The sequence below is a fragment of the Trueperaceae bacterium genome, from assembly GCA_036381035.1.
Taxonomy (GTDB): domain Bacteria; phylum Deinococcota; class Deinococci; order Deinococcales; family Trueperaceae; genus DASRWD01.
In genome coordinates this window covers 1-15,657 of record DASVDQ010000097.1, presented here as the reverse complement: position 1 = coordinate 15,657, position 15,657 = coordinate 1, and the positions used below count along the sequence as shown (strand labels likewise).

Below are 15,657 nucleotides of genomic sequence, written 5' to 3'. Positions count from 1 at the left end.
TGGGGCGCCGCGAGAGGCGGGGGCCCGGGAGAGGGTGTTAGGGAGCTCATGAGCCTACTGATCAAGAACGGGGAGGTCGTGACGGCCGGCGGTCGCCAGCGGGCCGACGTCTACTGCGAGGGCGACACGATCGCGGCGATAGGGCGCGACCTGAGCGCGCCGGCCGGCGCCGAGGTGATAGACGCCACGGGCCAGTACGTCTTCCCCGGCTTCATCGACCCGCACGTCCACATCTACCTGCCGTTCATGGGCACGGCCACGAAGGACACGCACGCCACCGGCTCGCAGGCCGCGCTGGTGGGCGGCACGACCACCTACATCGAGATGCTCGCCCCCAACCGGCACGAGGACCTCCGCGAGGGCTACGCCCACTGGCGGCGCCTGGCCGAGGGCAACTCGGCCTGCGACTACACCTTCCACATCGGCGTCACGCGCTTCGACGACGAGACGGAGGGCGTGCTGCGCGACATCGTGGCCGACGGCATGACCTCGTTCAAGGTGTTCCTCGCCTACGCCGGTTTCTTCGGCGTGACCGACGAGGAGCTCTACGCCACGCTGCGGCTGGCCAAGGAGCTCGGCGTGGTCGTCACGGCGCACTGCGAGAACTCGGGCGTGATCGCCGCGATGCAGGAGACGCTGCTGGCGCAGGGGAAGACCGGGCCGGAGTGGCACGAGCCGAGCCGGCCCGACCTGGTGGAGGAGGCCGGCACGGCGAAGTTCGCGACGTTCCTCGAGGTCACCGGTGCGAAGGGCTACGTCGTGCACCTCTCGAACGAGAAGGCGCTGCGCGCGGCCGTGGAGGCCAAGCTGCGCGGCGTCGACCTCAGCGTCGAGGTCGTGATCCCGCACCTGATGCTCGACAAGAGCTACGCCGAGAGGCCGGACTTCGAGGGGGCGAAGTACGTGATGAGCCCGCCGCTGCGCACCAAGGACGACCAGCGGGCGCTGTGGCGCGGCCTGGCGCGCGGGCTCGTCGACACCGTCGGCACCGACCACGCCCCCTTCGACGTCGAGCAGAAGGCGCTGGGCAGGGACGCGTTCACGAAGATCCCCAACGGCATGCCCGCGATCGAGGACCGCGTGAACCTCCTCTACACCTACGGCGTCAGCCGCGGCGAGCTCTCGCTGGAGCGGTTCGTGGAGGTCGCCTCGACGAACGCCGCCAGGCTCTTCGGCCTCTACCCGCGGAAGGGCACGATCGCCGTCGGCGCCGACGCCGACCTCGTCGTCTACGACCCCTCGTACCGCGGGGTGATCAGCGCGCAGACGCACAAGATGAACGTCGACTACAGCGCGTTCGAGGGCATGGAGATCGACGGGCGGCCCAGCGTCGTGACGGTGCGCGGGGAGGTGGCGGTGCGCGACGGCGAGTTCGTCGGCGACCCCGGCCGCGGCAGGCTCCTCAGGCGCAAGCCGCTCCGTGGCTGAGCGCGTCGCCGCGGGGGGCAGGGACGAGCGCCCGACCGTCATAGCGGTCAGGGGCGTGAGCAAGGTCTTCGGCGTCGGCAAGGGCGAGGCCGTCGCGCTGCAGGACGCCGACCTCGAGGTGCGCCACGGCGACTTCGTCTCGCTGATCGGCCCGTCTGGCTGCGGCAAGACGACGCTGATGCGCCTCATCGCCGACCTCACCGAGCCCACGTCGGGCACGATCGACGTGGCCGGCAAGACGCCCAGGCAGGCGCGGGAGGACCGCGAGTACGGCTACGTATTCCAGGCGCCGGTCCTCTACGAGTGGCGCACGGTGCTGGCGAACGTGACGCTGCCCCTCGAGATCATGGGCTTCGAGAGGGCCGAGCGCCGCGAGCGGGCGCGCGAGCTGCTGAGGATGGTGGGCCTCGAGCGCTTCGAGCGCTCCTACCCGTGGCAGCTCTCTGGCGGCATGCAGCAGCGCGTCTCGATCGCCCGCGCGCTGGCCTTCGACCCCAAGCTGCTCCTCATGGACGAGCCGTTCGGCGCCCTCGACGAGATCACGCGCGAGGCCATGAACCTCGAGCTCCTGCGCCTGTGGCAGGAGACGAGGAAGACGGTCCTGTTCGTCACCCACTCGATCGCCGAGGCCGTGTTCCTCTCCACGCGCATCGTCGTCATGACGGCGCGTCCGGGGCGGATCAGGGAGGTCATCGAGGTCGACCTGCCCTACCCGCGCACGCCGGAGACGCGCGAGACGCCGCGGTTCTTCGAGCTCACGACGCAGGTGCGCGAGGCCCTGCGCGGCGTGGAGCACGGCGCGGGCAGCGGACCCAAGCCGCCGCTGGCGCAGAAGACGGTGGGCTTCTGACGATGCCGTCCCTGGCGTCGTGGCTGAGGCGCGCCGGGCCCGTCGTCGGGGTCGTGGCCGTCCTGCTGGCGCTCATGTACCCCGCGGCGCTGCTCCTCGGCCTGCCGCTGGCGCGCGGGCGCATGGCCAACGTCTCGAACTGGGTGCGCGCGACGGTGGCGGCGTTGCCGGTGGCCGACGCCCGCGCCGCGGGGGCGCGCCTGCCGTTCGGCGGCGCGCCGGAGGTCGATGAGCGCCTCGCCGCGCTCGAGCCGGGCACCGCCGTGCTGGTGAGGGACGGCGACGTCCTCGCCGCCGGCGTGACGCTGGAGGGCGGCGCGGCGGTGCTGACGTCGCCGCTGGACGGACCGGCCGTCCGCCTGGGCCCGCGGCTGGAGCCTGTCGGGTCCGCGGGCTCGCCCGGGCTCGAGGGTCGCGTCCACGCGCTGCCGGGTGGCGCCTCGGCGGGCGCCCCGCTCTACCTCGACGGCGCCCTGCTCCGCCGCGGCTCCGCGCCGGCCGTCGAGCGCGCCGACGGCGTCCGCCGCGACTTCACGGTGCCCGGCGCCGGCAGGCTGGTCGGCGAGGGTCCCGCCGTGGCGATCGTGGCCGGCGCGCCCCTCGTCGAGGGCGCGGGCTTCGCGCTGGAGGGCGACTCGCTGGTCTTCGACGCCCCGCCGTCCTTCAACGCGCCCGTGAGCGTCGTCACCGGCGACTACGAGTACCTCGACGCCGCGGCGGGCACGCTGGTGCTGCGGGAGCCGGCGCCGGCGGGCGCCGAGCTGCGCGCGGCCGCGTCGTACGTGGCCGTGGCGGAGGGTCTCGTGGGCGCCGTCGACGGCGAGAACCGCACGTTCCGGCTGCAGTCGGCGCCGGTCGTCGAGTCCGACCAGGCCAGGGCCATCTACCTCGGCGACAGGCTGCTCTCCGGCGACGCCGAGCGCCCGCAGGAGCGGGTCGACGGGTCGAGGACCACGTTCACGTTCCCCTCGGAGCGGGGCATCGTCACGCTGGAGGGGCGCGAGCTGGCGGAGGGCGTCGACTACGAGCGGGACGGCGCCGCCGTGACCTTCGGCTCGCCGCCGCCGCGCAACGCGGCGCTGCGTCAGTTCCCCGACTACCGCGTCAGCGACCCCGCCACCGGCACGGTCACGCTGGCCGCGGCGCCGCGGCCCGGCGAGGTGCCGTGGGCGGCCTCGTACACCTACTACGCGCGCCCGGCCTGCGGCGAGACCGCCTTCGAGTGCTTCCTCGGCCTGCCGCAGCATCCGGTGCCGTTCCCGCACTGGATCGCCGAGAGGCTCGTCCCGTTCTTCACCGCCTACCCGCTCTCCGACCCGCGCAACGTCGTGCGCGCCACCCTCTACACGGCGGCCGGCACGCTGGTGTCGCTGGCGGTGGGCACGGTCATCGGCGTGCTCCTGGCCGTGGCGTTCGTGCGCGTCAGGCCGTTCGAGCAGGCGCTGCTGCCCTGGGTGATCGCCTCGCAGACGATCCCCGTGATCGCCCTCGTGCCCGTGCTCGTCGCCGTGCTGGGCAACCTCGGCGTGACCGTGCAGACGAGCCTGGTGCCGGCGGCGATCGTCGGCGCCTACATCGCCTTCTTCCCGATCACGGTCGGCACGGTCACCGGCCTGCGCTCGGTCGACCCGCTGGCCCTCGACCTCATGAAGGCGTACGCGGCCACGCCGCTGCAGGCGTTCGTCAAGCTGCGCTTCCCCGCGGCGGTGCCCTACCTGTTCACGAGCCTGAAGCTGGGCGCCGCGGCGGCGCTGGTGGGCGCGCTGGTCGCCGAGGTCGAGTCGAACAACCGCCTGGGCTTGGGCTACGCGATCATCGGCCAGGTGCAGGCCGGCGACGTGGCCGACGTCTGGATCCTGCTCGGCATCTCCGCGCTGCTCGGCATAGGCCTCGTGTCGCTCGTCGGGCTGGTGCAGCGCCTCGTGGCGCCGTGGCAGAGGACGGGCCTCGCGGCCGCCGCGGGGGATGGCTGATGGCGGCACGCGGAGCGCTCGCCGGCGGCGCGGCGGGCAGCCTCGGGGGCGCCGCCGGCCGGGCGCTGGGGCTCGTCGCGCTCACGGCCCTGGGCGTGGCGGCGGCGTTCGCGCCCGTGGCGCTGCAGCGCGCGCGGACGGGCCCCGCGGGGCCCCTCTACTGGTCGGCGCTGCTCGGCGGCCTGCTCCTGGCGGTGCTGGCCAGCGCGCGCCTCAGCCTCATGAGCGCCGACGAGGCCGAGGACCGCGCCGGCGCCGCGCTGATCTCCCGCCTCCAGCGCGTACTGCCCGTCGCCACCGTGCCGTTCGTGCTGCTCCTCACGTGGGAGGGCCTGGTCCTGGGCTTCAGGGTGCCGCCCGGCATCTTCCCGTCCGTGGTCAGCATCGGCCAGGCCCTGGTGAGCGCGTGGCCGGTGCTCGTCGCGGACGCCTACCTGACGTTCGTGCGCGAGGTGCTGCTCGGCTTCGGGCTCGGCCTGCTGCTCGGCTTCGTCGCCGGCGCGCTCATCGCTTTCAGCGCCTTCCTCCGCCGCGGCTTCCTGCCGCTGGCGACGGCCTTCGGCGCCGTGCCGATCGTCGGCCTGGCGCCGGTGCTCGGCCGCGCGCTGGGCGTCGACTGGGAGTCGAAGGCCGCCGTGGGCGTGATCGTCACGTTCTTCCCGGTCGTGCTCAACACGGTGCAGGGGCTCACGTCGGTGGAGCCGCTCAAGCTCGAGCTGCTGCGCTCCTACGCCGCGCGGCCGCTGCAGGGCTTCCTCACCCTGCGCCTGCCGCACGCGCTGCCCTACGTGTTCACGTCGCTGAAGGTCGCCATCGTGCTCGCGGTGGTCAGCGTGATCGTCGCCGAGTTCCTCATCCCCGGACCGCCCAACGGGCTGGGCCAGCGCATCAGCCTCTCGGCCCACCGCGGCCAGTTCGACGTCGTCTTCGCCGCGATCCTCGTCTCGAGCGTGCTGTCGATGGTCCTCTACTGGACCGTCCAGCTCCTCGAGCGCTGGCTGCTGGCGTGGCACCCGTCGGCGCGGGGCGGGTGAGGGCGCGGGCCGGCGAGGGGCGTCCGCGGCGGGCTGGCGGGCGGCCGCGGCGGGGCGTTCGTGGGGCCGACGCGGCGTTCGGGGGGCGGCGGCCTTCACCCACGGCACGGCGCCGGCGCAGGCGTGCCAGAATGGCGGCCTAGGTCGACAACGAGGAGGTAGCAGATGCTGCGTCGGTTCGGTACGGCACTGACGGTGTTGACGCTCCTAGCGGGCGGCGGCGCGTTCGCCCAGGAGCTCATCCCCATCAACTTCCAGTCCAAGTGGTTCCCGCAGGCGCAGTTCGCGGGCTACTTCGTGGCGCAGGACAAGGGCTTCTACGCCGAGGAGGGCCTCGACGTCACGATCCTCGACGGCGGCAACGTCAACCCGACGGTGCAGGTGGGCTCCGGCAACGCCGACTTCGGCACCGACTGGGTCGCCAACATGCTGGCCCAGCGCGAGCAGGGCCTCGACGTCGTCACGATCGCGCAGGTCTTCCAGGACTCCGGCTACCGCCTCGTGGCGCTCGCCGACTCCGGCATCGAGGAGATCGCCGACCTGGCCGGCCGCAACGTGGGCGTGTGGGGCTTCGGCAACGAGTTCGCGGCCGAGGCCGTGTTCGCCGCCGCCGGCTTCACCTCGAACCTCGACCCCACGGTCCAGGGCCCCGACATCAACGCGGTCGTCTACGCCTTCGACCCCTCGCTCGTGTTCCCGCACGAGGTCGACGTGGCCAGCGCGATGACCTACAACGAGCTCGACCAGATCGTGGGCCTGGGCTACCCGCTGGACCAGCTCGTGGTCCTCGATCCCGCCGACATCGGCGCCGACCTGCTCGAGGACAACATCTTCACCACGCCCGAGCTGCTGGCCACCGAGGACTTCAAGGGCTCCGGCCTGTCGGGCCGCGAGGTCGCCGAGCGCTTCGTGCGCGCCTCGATCCGCGGCTGGGAGTACGCGGTCGAGAACCAGGAGGAGGCGGTGCAGATCGTCCTCAAGTACTGCGGCGACACCTGCGCCGGCTCCGGCTCGACCCAGAGCCCGCTCATCCACCAGACCTGGCAGATGGCGGAGACGGCCAAGCTCGTGAAGCCGACGCCGGACACCGTCGTCGGGTCGCTGAACCGGGAGGCGTTCGAGCGTTCGGTCGACCTGCTCGTCGAGGTCGGCCTCCTGAGCGAGCCCGTCTCGTTCGAGGACGCCGTCGACCCGTCGATCCTCGAGGCGATCGGGGGTCAGTAGCTCCCGCGCCGGGCGTCGCCCACGTCGCAACGCTCACATCGTTCTCTCACGTTTGGAGTACGATCGTCTTGCGAGCCACCTGCTTCGTCCCCTTCGCCATCGCCTCCCAGGCCATGGGCTCGGCGGCGGGCAGGCCTCTTCGGCGCCCGCCCTGGCGCTCGGCACACGGCCGAGCGGGAGAGGTTGGGGCATGGAAACCTGGCTACCGATAGTCATCCAGATCGTCGCAGGAGCGTTGGGCGGCAACCTGGTGGGTCGCCGCGGCGAGGGCGCGCCCATGGGCGCCACCGGGAACACGCTGGCCGGCGCCGTGGGCGGCCTGGGCCTCGCCCAGCTCCTGCAGCTCCTGGGCCTCGGCGCGGGCGGCAGCGCGCTCGACCTCGTGTCGCTGCTGACGTCGGTGCTCGGCGGCGCCGTGGGCGGCGGTGTGCTCGCCGCGATCGCCGGCGCGGTGATGGGCGGCACGCGCAAGGCCACCTGACCGTAGCCCCGTGAGGCATGGGCGCCCGGGGCCGCAAGGCCCCGGGCGCTTCCTTGCCCGCACCAGGCGAGCGCCCGGACGACGAGCCGCTCGAGAGCCCTCAACGGCCCTCATCGGTCTACCGGAGGAACGGCTTCTACGTGGACCTGTGGACGGGCGTGCCTCCGCAGAGCGGCACCTACACGATCACGGCGACCGTGGACGGGGAAGAGTACGAGGCCACGGCGGTGCTGGAGGACGACGGGTTCGCGCTCCCGGCCTCTAGCGACCACGAGGTGGTGGCGGTGACGAGCACGAGCCTCACCGCGGAGCGGACGCCGTCGCCGGCCGCGGTCACGGGGCTCACCCGGCTCCGCCGCGTCGGCTTCCGCGCCACGCCGCTCGAGGACACCTCGCCCATCGAGCACATGACGTGGCTCGAGCAGCTCGAGCTGAGCGTCACGAAGGTCACGGACGTGGGCTTCCTCAGGGGCTTCACCGACCTGGAGACGCTCCGGCTCGACGTCAGCTACGACGGGCTCGACCTCGACGACCCGGACGTGATGGCGGACATACGGGCCTTGCTGGACAGCGGTGTGCACGTGCGTTACGAGCCGCAGCGGCGGTGAGCCCTCCGCGGCGACGATCGCCGCCCCCTCAACCAGGGACCGGGCTGTCGAGTGCCATGAGCTCCTCCACGCGCGGCCTGGCGGCCTCCGCCGCCGCGGCGTCGAGGAACGAGAGGCGCAGGCGCCGGGCCAGCACGTCGTCGGCGGTGCAGGCCAGCTCGCAGTCGCGGGCGTAGACGACCTCGGCGGCGACGTACGGGTGCCCCGGCACCAGCCGCTCGCCCAGGCCGCCCCGCGCCAGGCGGGCCACGGCCTCGGCCCTGTCGCCGTAGGCGCGGTTCAGGTGCAGGGCGACGTCACCGGGCAGCCCGTAGAGCGAGCGCAGGCGCGCGTGCCCGTCGGGCGAGAACCGCGCCGCCCCGACGAGCGGCAGGTCGCGCGTGGCGCAGCCCCGCCGCGGACGCAGGCCGCCCACCGCTACCGCCGCGTCGACGGCGTCCTCGGCCATGCTCCTGTAGGTCGTCCACTTGCCGCCCGTGACCGTCACGAGGCCCGACGGTGACGTGACGATCACGTGGTCGCGCGACAGGCGGGCGGTGGCGGCGGACTCGCTGTCCTCGACCAGGGGCCGCAGGCCGCTCCAGGACGCGAGGACGTCGCGCCGGTCCACGGGCAGCTCGCAGTGCTGGCGCACGTGCCTCAGCACGTACTCCACGTCCTCCTCGCGCGGCCGCGGGTCGTCCTCGAGCGGTGCGGGGTTGTCGGTCGTGCCCGCCAGCGTGCGGCCCTGCCAGGGCAGGACGAAGAGCACCCGGCCGTCCTCCGTCTTGGGTACCAGCAGTCCGGTGTCCGGCGGGGTGAACCGGCCGGGCAGGACGACGTGGACGCCCGAGCTCACCCTGAGCAGCGGGGGAGAGGCCGGGTCGTCGAGGCGCCTGACGGCGTCGGCGTACGGCCCGGCGGCGTTCACGACGACTCGCGTCGCGAAGGCGTGGCGCGCGCCGGTGAGCCTGTCCTCCACCTCGCCGCCGACGAGGCGCCCGCCCGACCTCTCGAACGCCGTGACCTCGGCGTGGTTGAGGACCAGGGCGCCGTGCTCCGCGGCCGTGAGCGCCAGCGCGACGTTCGTGCGCGCGTCGTCGAACTGGCCGTCGTGGTACTCGACCGCTCCCCGCAGGCCGTCCCGCCTGAGCATGGGGTAGCGGCGCAGGGCGTCGTCGCGCCCGAGGCGGCGGCTGGGGCGCAGGTTCGCCCGCCCGGCCAGCATGTCGTAGAGCTTCAGGCCCGTGTAGTAGTAGGGGAGGTCGAGCGGCGAGTACGCCGGGGTGAGCAGGGCCAGCGGCCGAGCGAGGTGCCTGGCGTTGCGCAGCAGCACGGCCCGCTCGCGCAGCGCCTCGCGCACGAGGTGGAACTGCGACCTGTCTGCCTGCTTGACGGCCCGCTCGAGGTAGCGGACGCCGCCGTGCACCAGCTTCGTGCTGCGGCTGCTCGTCCCGGACGCCAGGTCGCCGCGCTCCAGCAGCGCCACCCGCAGGCCGCGCGCGGCCGCGTCGAGCGCCACCCCGGCGCCGGTGGCGCCGCCCCCCACGACCACCACGTCGAAGCGTGCGGCGCCGAGCTGCTCGAACCTCTGGGGACGTGACGGGTCCACGGCGGGGTCGCGCCATGCTAGCAGAGGCCGGGGGAAGGCTCGCCGGGCCCCCACCCTCGCCGGCGCGGGAGCGTCCCGGGTCCGCCGCGCGCGCCCGCGTGCCGATGAGGGGGCGCGCGGAGGCGCCGCGTGCTCCCGACGTGGCGCCTCGTGCCCGCCACGACCCACGCCGGGCGGTTCCTGCTCTAGCTTGGCTCCAAGGCCACGGGAGGTGCTGCATGATCACGATGATGATGGTCGTCGGGGGAGCGGCGCTCCTCCTCGGTATCGCGCGCACGGTCGTGTTCATCAACGTCACTTCCGGCCGTGCCGAGACGGCCAGCTCGCGCCGCATGGAGGGGATGCTCCTCAACATGGTGCTGATGGTCTTCGGCCTGCTCGTCTTCGGCCTCGGCCTGCTCTGGTCCATCGCCGGCGTGAGCTCGTGAGGTCGCGGGCCCGAGCGGCGGCGCGGCCCGGCTCCCCGGACGCCGCTCGCGCGCCCGCCGCTCGCGGCCTCGACGGTCCTCCCGGCAGGTCGCCCCCGCTCGCGGGAGGGGCGGCCGGACCTTGTAACCTCGTCTCATAGGCGCCGCAGCCGCGCCGTGCGGCGGCGGCGCGAGAGGGAGGGGAATGTACCTACTCTTCATCGTCCTGCTGCTGGTCACCCTGCTGGTGCAGAACTACCTGCGCAGCACGTACGCCAAGTGGGGTCGCGTGCCCGCCGCCTCGGGCATCACCGGGGCCCAGACGGCCCGCGCGATACTCGACGCCAACGGCCTGCACGACGTCCGCGTCGTGGAGGTCCCCGGGCAGCTCACCGACCACTACGACCCGAGCAAGAAGGTCGTCTCGCTGTCGGCGGCCAACTTCCGCGGCGCCAGCGTCGCGGCCCACGCCGTGGCGGCCCACGAGGTGGGCCACGCCCTCCAGCACGCCAGCCGCTACGCGCCGCTCCAGGTGCGCACCGCGCTCGTGCCAGTCGCCACGCTGGGCGCGAACTTCGCGCCGTGGCTGGTCATCCTCGGCGCGGTCCTCGGGCTGTTCGGGCTCGTGCAGATCGGCGTGATCCTCTTCGGGGCGGCCGTGCTCTTCCAGCTCGTCACCCTGCCGGTCGAGTACAACGCCAGCAGCCGGGCCGCGCAGCAGCTCGCCACGCTGGGCATCGCCACGGGCCGGGAGGTGGACGGCACGCGTCAGGTGCTCAACGCCGCCGCGCTCACCTACGTAGCCGCCGCCGCCGGCTCGATCATGTACCTGCTCTACTACCTGTCGCTCTTCATGGGCAGCCGCGACTGAGCTGGAGGGGCCGCCGGCGCAGGGCCCCGGCGGGGCCGGCGACCGCAGGCGCCCGGGTCGCCGTCGCCCCTCAGGCGTCCGCCAGCGCGGCGCGCGCGGCGTCCACCAGCTCGGCGGGGGTGGTCGCGCGCGCCTTGGCCTCCACGGACGCGCGGGTGTAGCCGTCGAGGCGCCCCTCGAGCATGCGGCCCAGCCTGAGCTGGCGCTCCCGCACGACGGGCGCCACCGGCACCTTCAGCCGCCGGCGCCACTCGTCGGCGCCGGCGAGGAGCCGGTAGGCCTGCTCGTGCCTGCCGAGGAGCGCCAGGTAGCTGGCGGCGCCCTCGACGTAGAGCACCTCGATCACCGGCGCCCCCTGGCGCGCCGCCAGCTCGAGGCCGCGGGCCAGCCGCTCGCGCGCCCGCGGCAGGTCGCGCCGCATGAGCGAGACGCGCGCCAGGTCGTAGAGCACGAACGACGCGCCGCGGTCCTCACCCTGGCGCTCGCGCACCGCCAGCGCGCGCAGCCCCTCGGCCTCGGCGGTCTCGAGCTGCCCGCGCTCGATGGCGACGAGGCAGCGCCGGTGCCAGACGTTCGCGCGTCCGCCGGCCAGGTCAAGCTCCTCGTACAGCTCCATGACCTCGTCCGCCAGGCGCTCGGCCCCGTCGAGGTCGCCGCGGTGCCAGGCGCTGACGCTGAGGTTGTCGAGCGCGTAGGCGTAGCCGAGGGTGTCGGAGACCGCGGCCGAGAGGTCGCGGCTGCGGCGGTAGTGGGCCTCGGCCTCCTCGTGCCGGCCGAGGTCGAGCGCGACGTTCCCCAGGCTCAGGTAGGTGTTGGCCACGGCCTCGGCGTTGCCTAGCCTCTCGGCGAGGGCGATGCTCTCGCCCATCAGGCGCCGCGCGGACTCGTAGTCGGCCGCGTTCTGCGCCAGCGCTCCCAGGCTCCTCAGGGCCGTGATCGCGCTGACGTCGTCGCCCAGCTCGCGGGCGACCGCGAGCGCCGCCTCGAGCTGCGGCCGGGCGCCCTTGAGGTCGCCCTGGCGCCAGGCGAGCACGCCGTCGGCGAGCATCGCGGCGGCGCGCAGGGCCTTGGGGGCGCCCTCGCCGGCCTCGAGGGCGCGCTTGAGCCAGCGCCGGCCCTCGCTGAGCGCGCCGACGCGGTGCCAGTACGGCCTCAGGTCGGCGGCGAGGCGCAGCGCCTCCTCGGTCGCGCCCGTGCGCAGCAGCCACGTCAGCGCGGACCTGAGGTTGCCGTCGGAGGCCCGCATGCGCCGCAGCCAGTGCTGCTGCTCCGGTCCGCGCAGGGCCTCGCCGCCGAGCCCGGCGTAGACGACGAAGAACCGCGCGTGGCGCCGCCGCAGCTCCGCGGCCTCCGGGTCGACCTCCAGGACCTCCGAGGCGAACTCGCGCAGCGTCTCTAGCAACACGTACGCCTCCTCGTCGGGGTCGGCGCGCATGAGCAGGCTCGCGTCCACGAGGGCGGCGATGCCGTCGAGCACCTCGCCGCCCCCGCCCAGCACGCTCTCGATGGCGTCGAGGTAGGTGACGCCGTCGAAGACCGCGAGGCGCGCGAAGAGGCGCCTGTCGCGCTCGCTGAGCTGGTCGTAGCTCCACGAGATCGTCGCGCGCAGGGTCTGCTGCCGCTCGGGCGCGTCGCGCGGCCCGCCGGTGAGCACCGGCAGGCGCCGCGTCATCCGCTCGAGGAGCGCCGCCGGCGGCACCGTGCGCACGCGCGCGGCGGCGAGCTCGATCGACAGGGGCAGGCCGTCTACGCGCCGGCAGATCTCCACGACGGCCTCGACGTTGTCCTCGTCGAGCACGAAGCCGGGGCTGACGTCGTCGGCCCTGTCGACGAACAGGCGCACGGCGTCGTAGCCCATGGCCTCCTCTGGCGTGAGCGGCGTGCCCCGCGCCGGCAGCTCCATGGGCGGCACCGAGAACGCGACCTCGCCCCGCGCCCGCAGCATGTGCCGCGACGTGACGACGAGCTTCACGCCGCGCGCCGCCGCCAGCAGGCGCGACACGAACGGCACCCCGGCGAGCAGGCCCTCGAAGTTGTCGAGGATCAGCAGCATCGCGCGGTTCCGCAGCAGCTCGAACAGCCTCTCCTCGGGCCCGCCCGTCTCGGTCTCGCGCTGGCCGAGGGCGGCGAGCACCTCGGAGGGCAGGAGCTCCGGGTCGCGTACGGCGTCGAGTGACACGAACGCGACGCCGTCCGGGAACGACTCGGCCACGACGGCCCCCACCTCGAGCGCCAGCCGGCTCTTGCCGATGCCGCCGGGCCCGTGGACCGTGACGAGGCGCACCGCCTCGTCGCGGATGACGGCGGCCAGCTCCTCGAGCAGGGCGGCACGGCCGACGAACGAGGTGGGCGCGCGCGGCATCGGCGGCAGCGCCGGCCGGCCGACGCGCTGGTCGTGCTCGGCCAGCGCCGGCCACGCCGCGCCCGTCACCCGTCGCCGGCGCGCCAGGCCGGAGCCGCGCCCCGGCTGGGGCGCCGCGGGCTCGGGACCGGAGGACCGGGCGGGCGCCGGCTGCTCGGGCCGCGCCGCCGGGGGCGTCCGGGCCCCGTGGAAGCGCTCGGTCACCAGCACGGCGAGGTCGTTGGCGAGCAGCTCGGTGAGCTCCTCGGGCGTCTGGTACTGCCGGTACGAGGCCCTGCCCTCCGACCTGATGAGGTCAAGCAGGTCCTCGAGCTTGGGCTCGCGGGCGGGCGCGGGCTGCTTGACGTAGAGGAGCGCCGGCATGCCGCTCGAGAGCAGGTACTCCTCCTCCAGGCCGGACAGCGGCGACCCGGGCGCGACCCAGCCGTAGGACTCGCCGTAGATGCCCACGAATACGTCGCTCTGGCGCAGGTAGGAGCGGTAGACCTCGGCCGGCGGGTGCGGCCTGGCGCCCTCCTCGAACATCACGGGCGTGAGCTTGAGCCGCTCGATCGCGGCTCGCGCGGCGCGGCGCTCGGCGGCTAGCTCGTTCAGCGTCGAGGAGACGAAGACGCGGATGCGCCTGTCGGGCGTGACGATGGGCGGCAGGGCGGCGCCCGTCGTCGGCACCGCCGGCGACGCCGCGACGCCGCCGGCCGCCGGAGCGGCGCCTGCCGGCACCAAGCCGAGACGAAGGGCCCTCTTCTCCCGCCGCTCGGCGAGGAAGCGCGCGATGTTGGTGAGGTTGGCGAGGATCGTCACGAGCACGCCAACCGCGGTGAGCAACGCTATCGCCTCGGTCATACGCCGGGACCCGGGTGCCTCGTGACGACGCTGCGGGGGTGGGTCGTGGACAGAGTCTACGACCGCGGGGCCGCGGGCGCGAGGGCGGTTACGCGCGTGCTCTGGCTCTGTCGCTCAGGCGGCGTCTTCCAGGGCCGCCTCCATGATCTGGGCGGCCCTGTCGACCTCCTCGGCGGTCACGATCAGCGGCGGCGCGATGCGGATGACGTTGCCGCGCAGGCCGCCCTTGCCCAGCAGCAGGCCGCGCCGGCGCGCGGCGGACACGAACGCGCTGGCCCGCGCCGGGTCTGGGCGCTTCCCCGGCCCGGGCTCCACCATCTCCAGGGCCTGCATGAGCCCCATGCCGCGCACGTCGCCGACGAAGTCGAACCGCTCCCCGAGCCTGTCGAGGTGCGCGCGCAGGCGGGCGCCCTGGCGCTCGGCGTTGCCGGCCAGGTCGTGTCGCTCGATGTACTCGACGGTCGCCAGCGCCGTGGCCATGGCCACGGGGTTGCCGCCGTAGGTCGAGAGCGTGAGGTGGTCGATCGACGACGCGATCTCGGGCGTCGTGATCGTCACGCCCACCGGGTAGCCGTTCGCGACGCCCTTGGCGAACGTCATGATGTCGGGCTTCACGCCCCAGTGCTCGATCGCGCACAGGTGCCTGCCGGTGCGGCCCCAGCCGGTCTGGACCTCGTCGATGATCAGCAGGCCGCCGGCCTCCTTGACGATCGGCTGCACGCGCTCGAAGTACTCCCGGGGCGCGACGACGAACCCGCCGACGCCCTGGATGGGCTCGGCGATGAAAGCGGCGATGCGCCCCTCGGTGGAGGAGGCGATGACCTCCTCGAGGTCGGCGACGCACAGGTCGAGGTACGCCTCCTCGGTCATGCCCTCGGGGCGCCGGTACATGTTCGGGTTGCGCACGTGCTTGACGTAACCGTCGTAGACGTGCCCGCCCTTCCACGGCGCCTGGCCGGTGAGGCTCATCGCCGTCTGCGTGCGGCCGCTGTAGCCGTGGCGCAGCGCGATGACGTCGGTGTGGCCCGTGTAGGTGCGGGCCGTCTGGATCGCGGTCTCGTTCGCCTCGGTGCCCGAGCAGGTGAAGAACGAGACCGAGAGGTCGCCGGGCGTGACGTCGCGCATCTTCTCGGCGAAGGCGACCGTCACCTCGTTGATGAACAGGGTCGACGTGTGCTGGACCTTGCGGAGCTGGCGCACCGTCGCCTCGGTGACCTCGTCGTTGCAGTGGCCCACCGACACGGTGAGGATGCCGCCGAAGAAGTCGAGGTACTCGTTGCCCTCGACGTCCCAGACGTACATGCCCTTGGCGCGGTCGACGGCGAGCGGCTCGTCGCCGTAGAGCTGCAACCTGTTCATCACCGGGTAGAGGACCCGCTCCTGCCTCGCCCTCAGCTCCCTCGTCCTCTCGCCTGCGCCCCGGAGGCGCTCGGCTGCCGCTGCACGCTGACTCACGCCCTGCCCCTTTCACGACGGCGTCGCGGCGGCGCGCCCCGCGCCGGTGGGTCCGCCCGCCTACGCATACGCCAAGAACCTATCAGATGCCCAGGTAGGCCCGCTTGATGAGCGGGTGGCCGAGCAGCTCGCTCGAGGGGCCCTCGAGCACCAGGCGCCCGTTCTCGAGCACGTAGGTGCGGTCGGAGATCTTGAGGACCTGCCGCACGTTCTGCTCGACGAGGAGGATGGGGAGTCCCGTGGCGGAGACCCGCCTTATCACGCCCATGACCTCGCGCACCAGGAGCGGGGCGAGGCCGAGGCTGGGCTCGTCCATGATCAGCACGCGCGGGTGCAGCATCAGCGCCCGGCCGATGGCGACCATCTGCTGCTGGCCGCCGGAGAGCGCCCCGGCCGGGACCCGGCGCTTGTCGTAGAGGTCGGGGAAGAGCTCGTAGACGGCCGCGAACCCCTCCTTGCGCCTGGCGCGCGCCGGCCTCAGGTAGGCGCCGAGGCCCAGGTTCTCCTCGACCGTCATGTCGGGGAAGAGC

13 protein-coding genes are annotated in these 15,657 nt (G+C 73.7%); 9 read left to right on the top strand and 4 right to left on the bottom strand.

The genetic code is table 11. The features are described from left to right. Positions 1-48 precede the first annotated feature (48 nt). From hydA to VF202_10985, 7 genes are all read left to right on the top strand, one after another. Positions 49-1,428 carry a dihydropyrimidinase gene (gene hydA, locus VF202_11015; protein HEX7040638.1) on the top strand — a complete coding sequence of 460 codons (1,380 nt, stop codon included), beginning with the start codon at positions 49-51 and terminating at the stop codon, positions 1,426-1,428. After that, the gene (locus VF202_11010; protein HEX7040637.1) at positions 1,421-2,278 is read left to right on the top strand and encodes an ABC transporter ATP-binding protein; all 858 of its coding nucleotides are present in this window, start codon (positions 1,421-1,423) and stop codon (positions 2,276-2,278) included. The genes hydA and VF202_11010 overlap by 8 nt, the downstream gene beginning before the upstream one ends. Before the next feature lie 2 nt (positions 2,279-2,280). After that, positions 2,281-4,251 carry an ABC transporter permease subunit gene (locus tag VF202_11005; GenBank protein ID HEX7040636.1) on the top strand — a complete coding sequence of 657 codons (1,971 nt, stop codon included), beginning with the start codon at positions 2,281-2,283 and terminating at the stop codon, positions 4,249-4,251. Continuing rightward, positions 4,251-5,285: an ABC transporter permease gene (locus VF202_11000; protein ID HEX7040635.1), complete on the top strand. Its 1,035-nt coding sequence runs from the start codon at positions 4,251-4,253 to the stop codon at positions 5,283-5,285. The genes VF202_11005 and VF202_11000 overlap by 1 nt, the downstream gene beginning before the upstream one ends. Before the next feature lie 165 nt (positions 5,286-5,450). Next, the gene (locus VF202_10995) at positions 5,451-6,509 is read left to right on the top strand and encodes an ABC transporter substrate-binding protein (GenBank protein HEX7040634.1); all 1,059 of its coding nucleotides are present in this window, start codon (positions 5,451-5,453) and stop codon (positions 6,507-6,509) included. 190 nt (positions 6,510-6,699) lie between these two features. After that, on the top strand, positions 6,700-6,990 hold the full coding sequence (locus VF202_10990) for a hypothetical protein (protein ID HEX7040633.1): 291 nt from the start codon (positions 6,700-6,702) through the stop codon (positions 6,988-6,990). A gap of 53 nt (positions 6,991-7,043) precedes the next feature. Then, a complete protein-coding gene (locus tag VF202_10985; protein HEX7040632.1) occupies positions 7,044-7,598 on the top strand; it encodes a hypothetical protein in 555 nt (184 codons plus the stop codon). A 28-nt stretch (positions 7,599-7,626) separates the two neighbouring features. Here VF202_10985 and VF202_10980 read toward each other — a convergent pair whose 3' ends face one another. Continuing rightward, complete coding sequence (locus VF202_10980) at positions 7,627-9,189, bottom strand: FAD-dependent oxidoreductase (protein ID HEX7040631.1); 1,563 nt, start codon at positions 9,187-9,189, stop codon at positions 7,627-7,629. Between the two features lie 218 nt (positions 9,190-9,407). Between VF202_10980 and VF202_10975 the strand changes: the two genes are divergently transcribed. Then, the gene (locus tag VF202_10975) at positions 9,408-9,617 is read left to right on the top strand and encodes a hypothetical protein (GenBank protein ID HEX7040630.1); all 210 of its coding nucleotides are present in this window, start codon (positions 9,408-9,410) and stop codon (positions 9,615-9,617) included. A gap of 184 nt (positions 9,618-9,801) precedes the next feature. Continuing rightward, positions 9,802-10,467: a zinc metallopeptidase gene (locus tag VF202_10970; protein HEX7040629.1), complete on the top strand. Its 666-nt coding sequence runs from the start codon at positions 9,802-9,804 to the stop codon at positions 10,465-10,467. A 70-nt stretch (positions 10,468-10,537) separates the two neighbouring features. Here the strand turns inward: VF202_10970 and VF202_10965 are convergent, their stop codons facing one another. The 3 genes from VF202_10965 to VF202_10955 form a co-directional block, all read right to left on the bottom strand. Then, positions 10,538-13,654, bottom strand: a complete 3,117-nt coding sequence (locus VF202_10965; protein HEX7040628.1) for a tetratricopeptide repeat protein — start codon at positions 13,652-13,654, stop codon at positions 10,538-10,540. A 132-nt stretch (positions 13,655-13,786) separates the two neighbouring features. Then, a complete protein-coding gene (locus VF202_10960) occupies positions 13,787-15,127 on the bottom strand; it encodes an aspartate aminotransferase family protein (GenBank protein HEX7040627.1) in 1,341 nt (446 codons plus the stop codon). A gap of 82 nt (positions 15,128-15,209) precedes the next feature. Further along, positions 15,210-15,657, bottom strand: a 448-nt coding sequence (locus VF202_10955; GenBank protein ID HEX7040626.1) for an ATP-binding cassette domain-containing protein, incomplete at its 5' end; no start/stop codon positions are given.

Excerpts from the sequence above, each read along its gene's own strand:
- VF202_11005 (HEX7040636.1), top strand. The coding sequence starts at position 2,281 with ATGCCGTCCCTGGCGTCGTGGCTGAGGCGCGCCGGGCCCGTCGTCGGG.
- VF202_10990 (HEX7040633.1), top strand. The coding sequence starts at position 6,700 with ATGGAAACCTGGCTACCGATAGTCATCCAGATCGTCGCAGGAGCGTTG.
- VF202_10995 (HEX7040634.1), top strand. The coding sequence starts at position 5,451 with ATGCTGCGTCGGTTCGGTACGGCACTGACGGTGTTGACGCTCCTAGCG.
- VF202_10970 (HEX7040629.1), top strand. The coding sequence starts at position 9,802 with ATGTACCTACTCTTCATCGTCCTGCTGCTGGTCACCCTGCTGGTGCAG.
- VF202_10975 (HEX7040630.1), top strand. The coding sequence starts at position 9,408 with ATGATCACGATGATGATGGTCGTCGGGGGAGCGGCGCTCCTCCTCGGT.
- hydA (HEX7040638.1), top strand. The coding sequence starts at position 49 with ATGAGCCTACTGATCAAGAACGGGGAGGTCGTGACGGCCGGCGGTCGC.
- VF202_11000 (HEX7040635.1), top strand. The coding sequence starts at position 4,251 with ATGGCGGCACGCGGAGCGCTCGCCGGCGGCGCGGCGGGCAGCCTCGGG.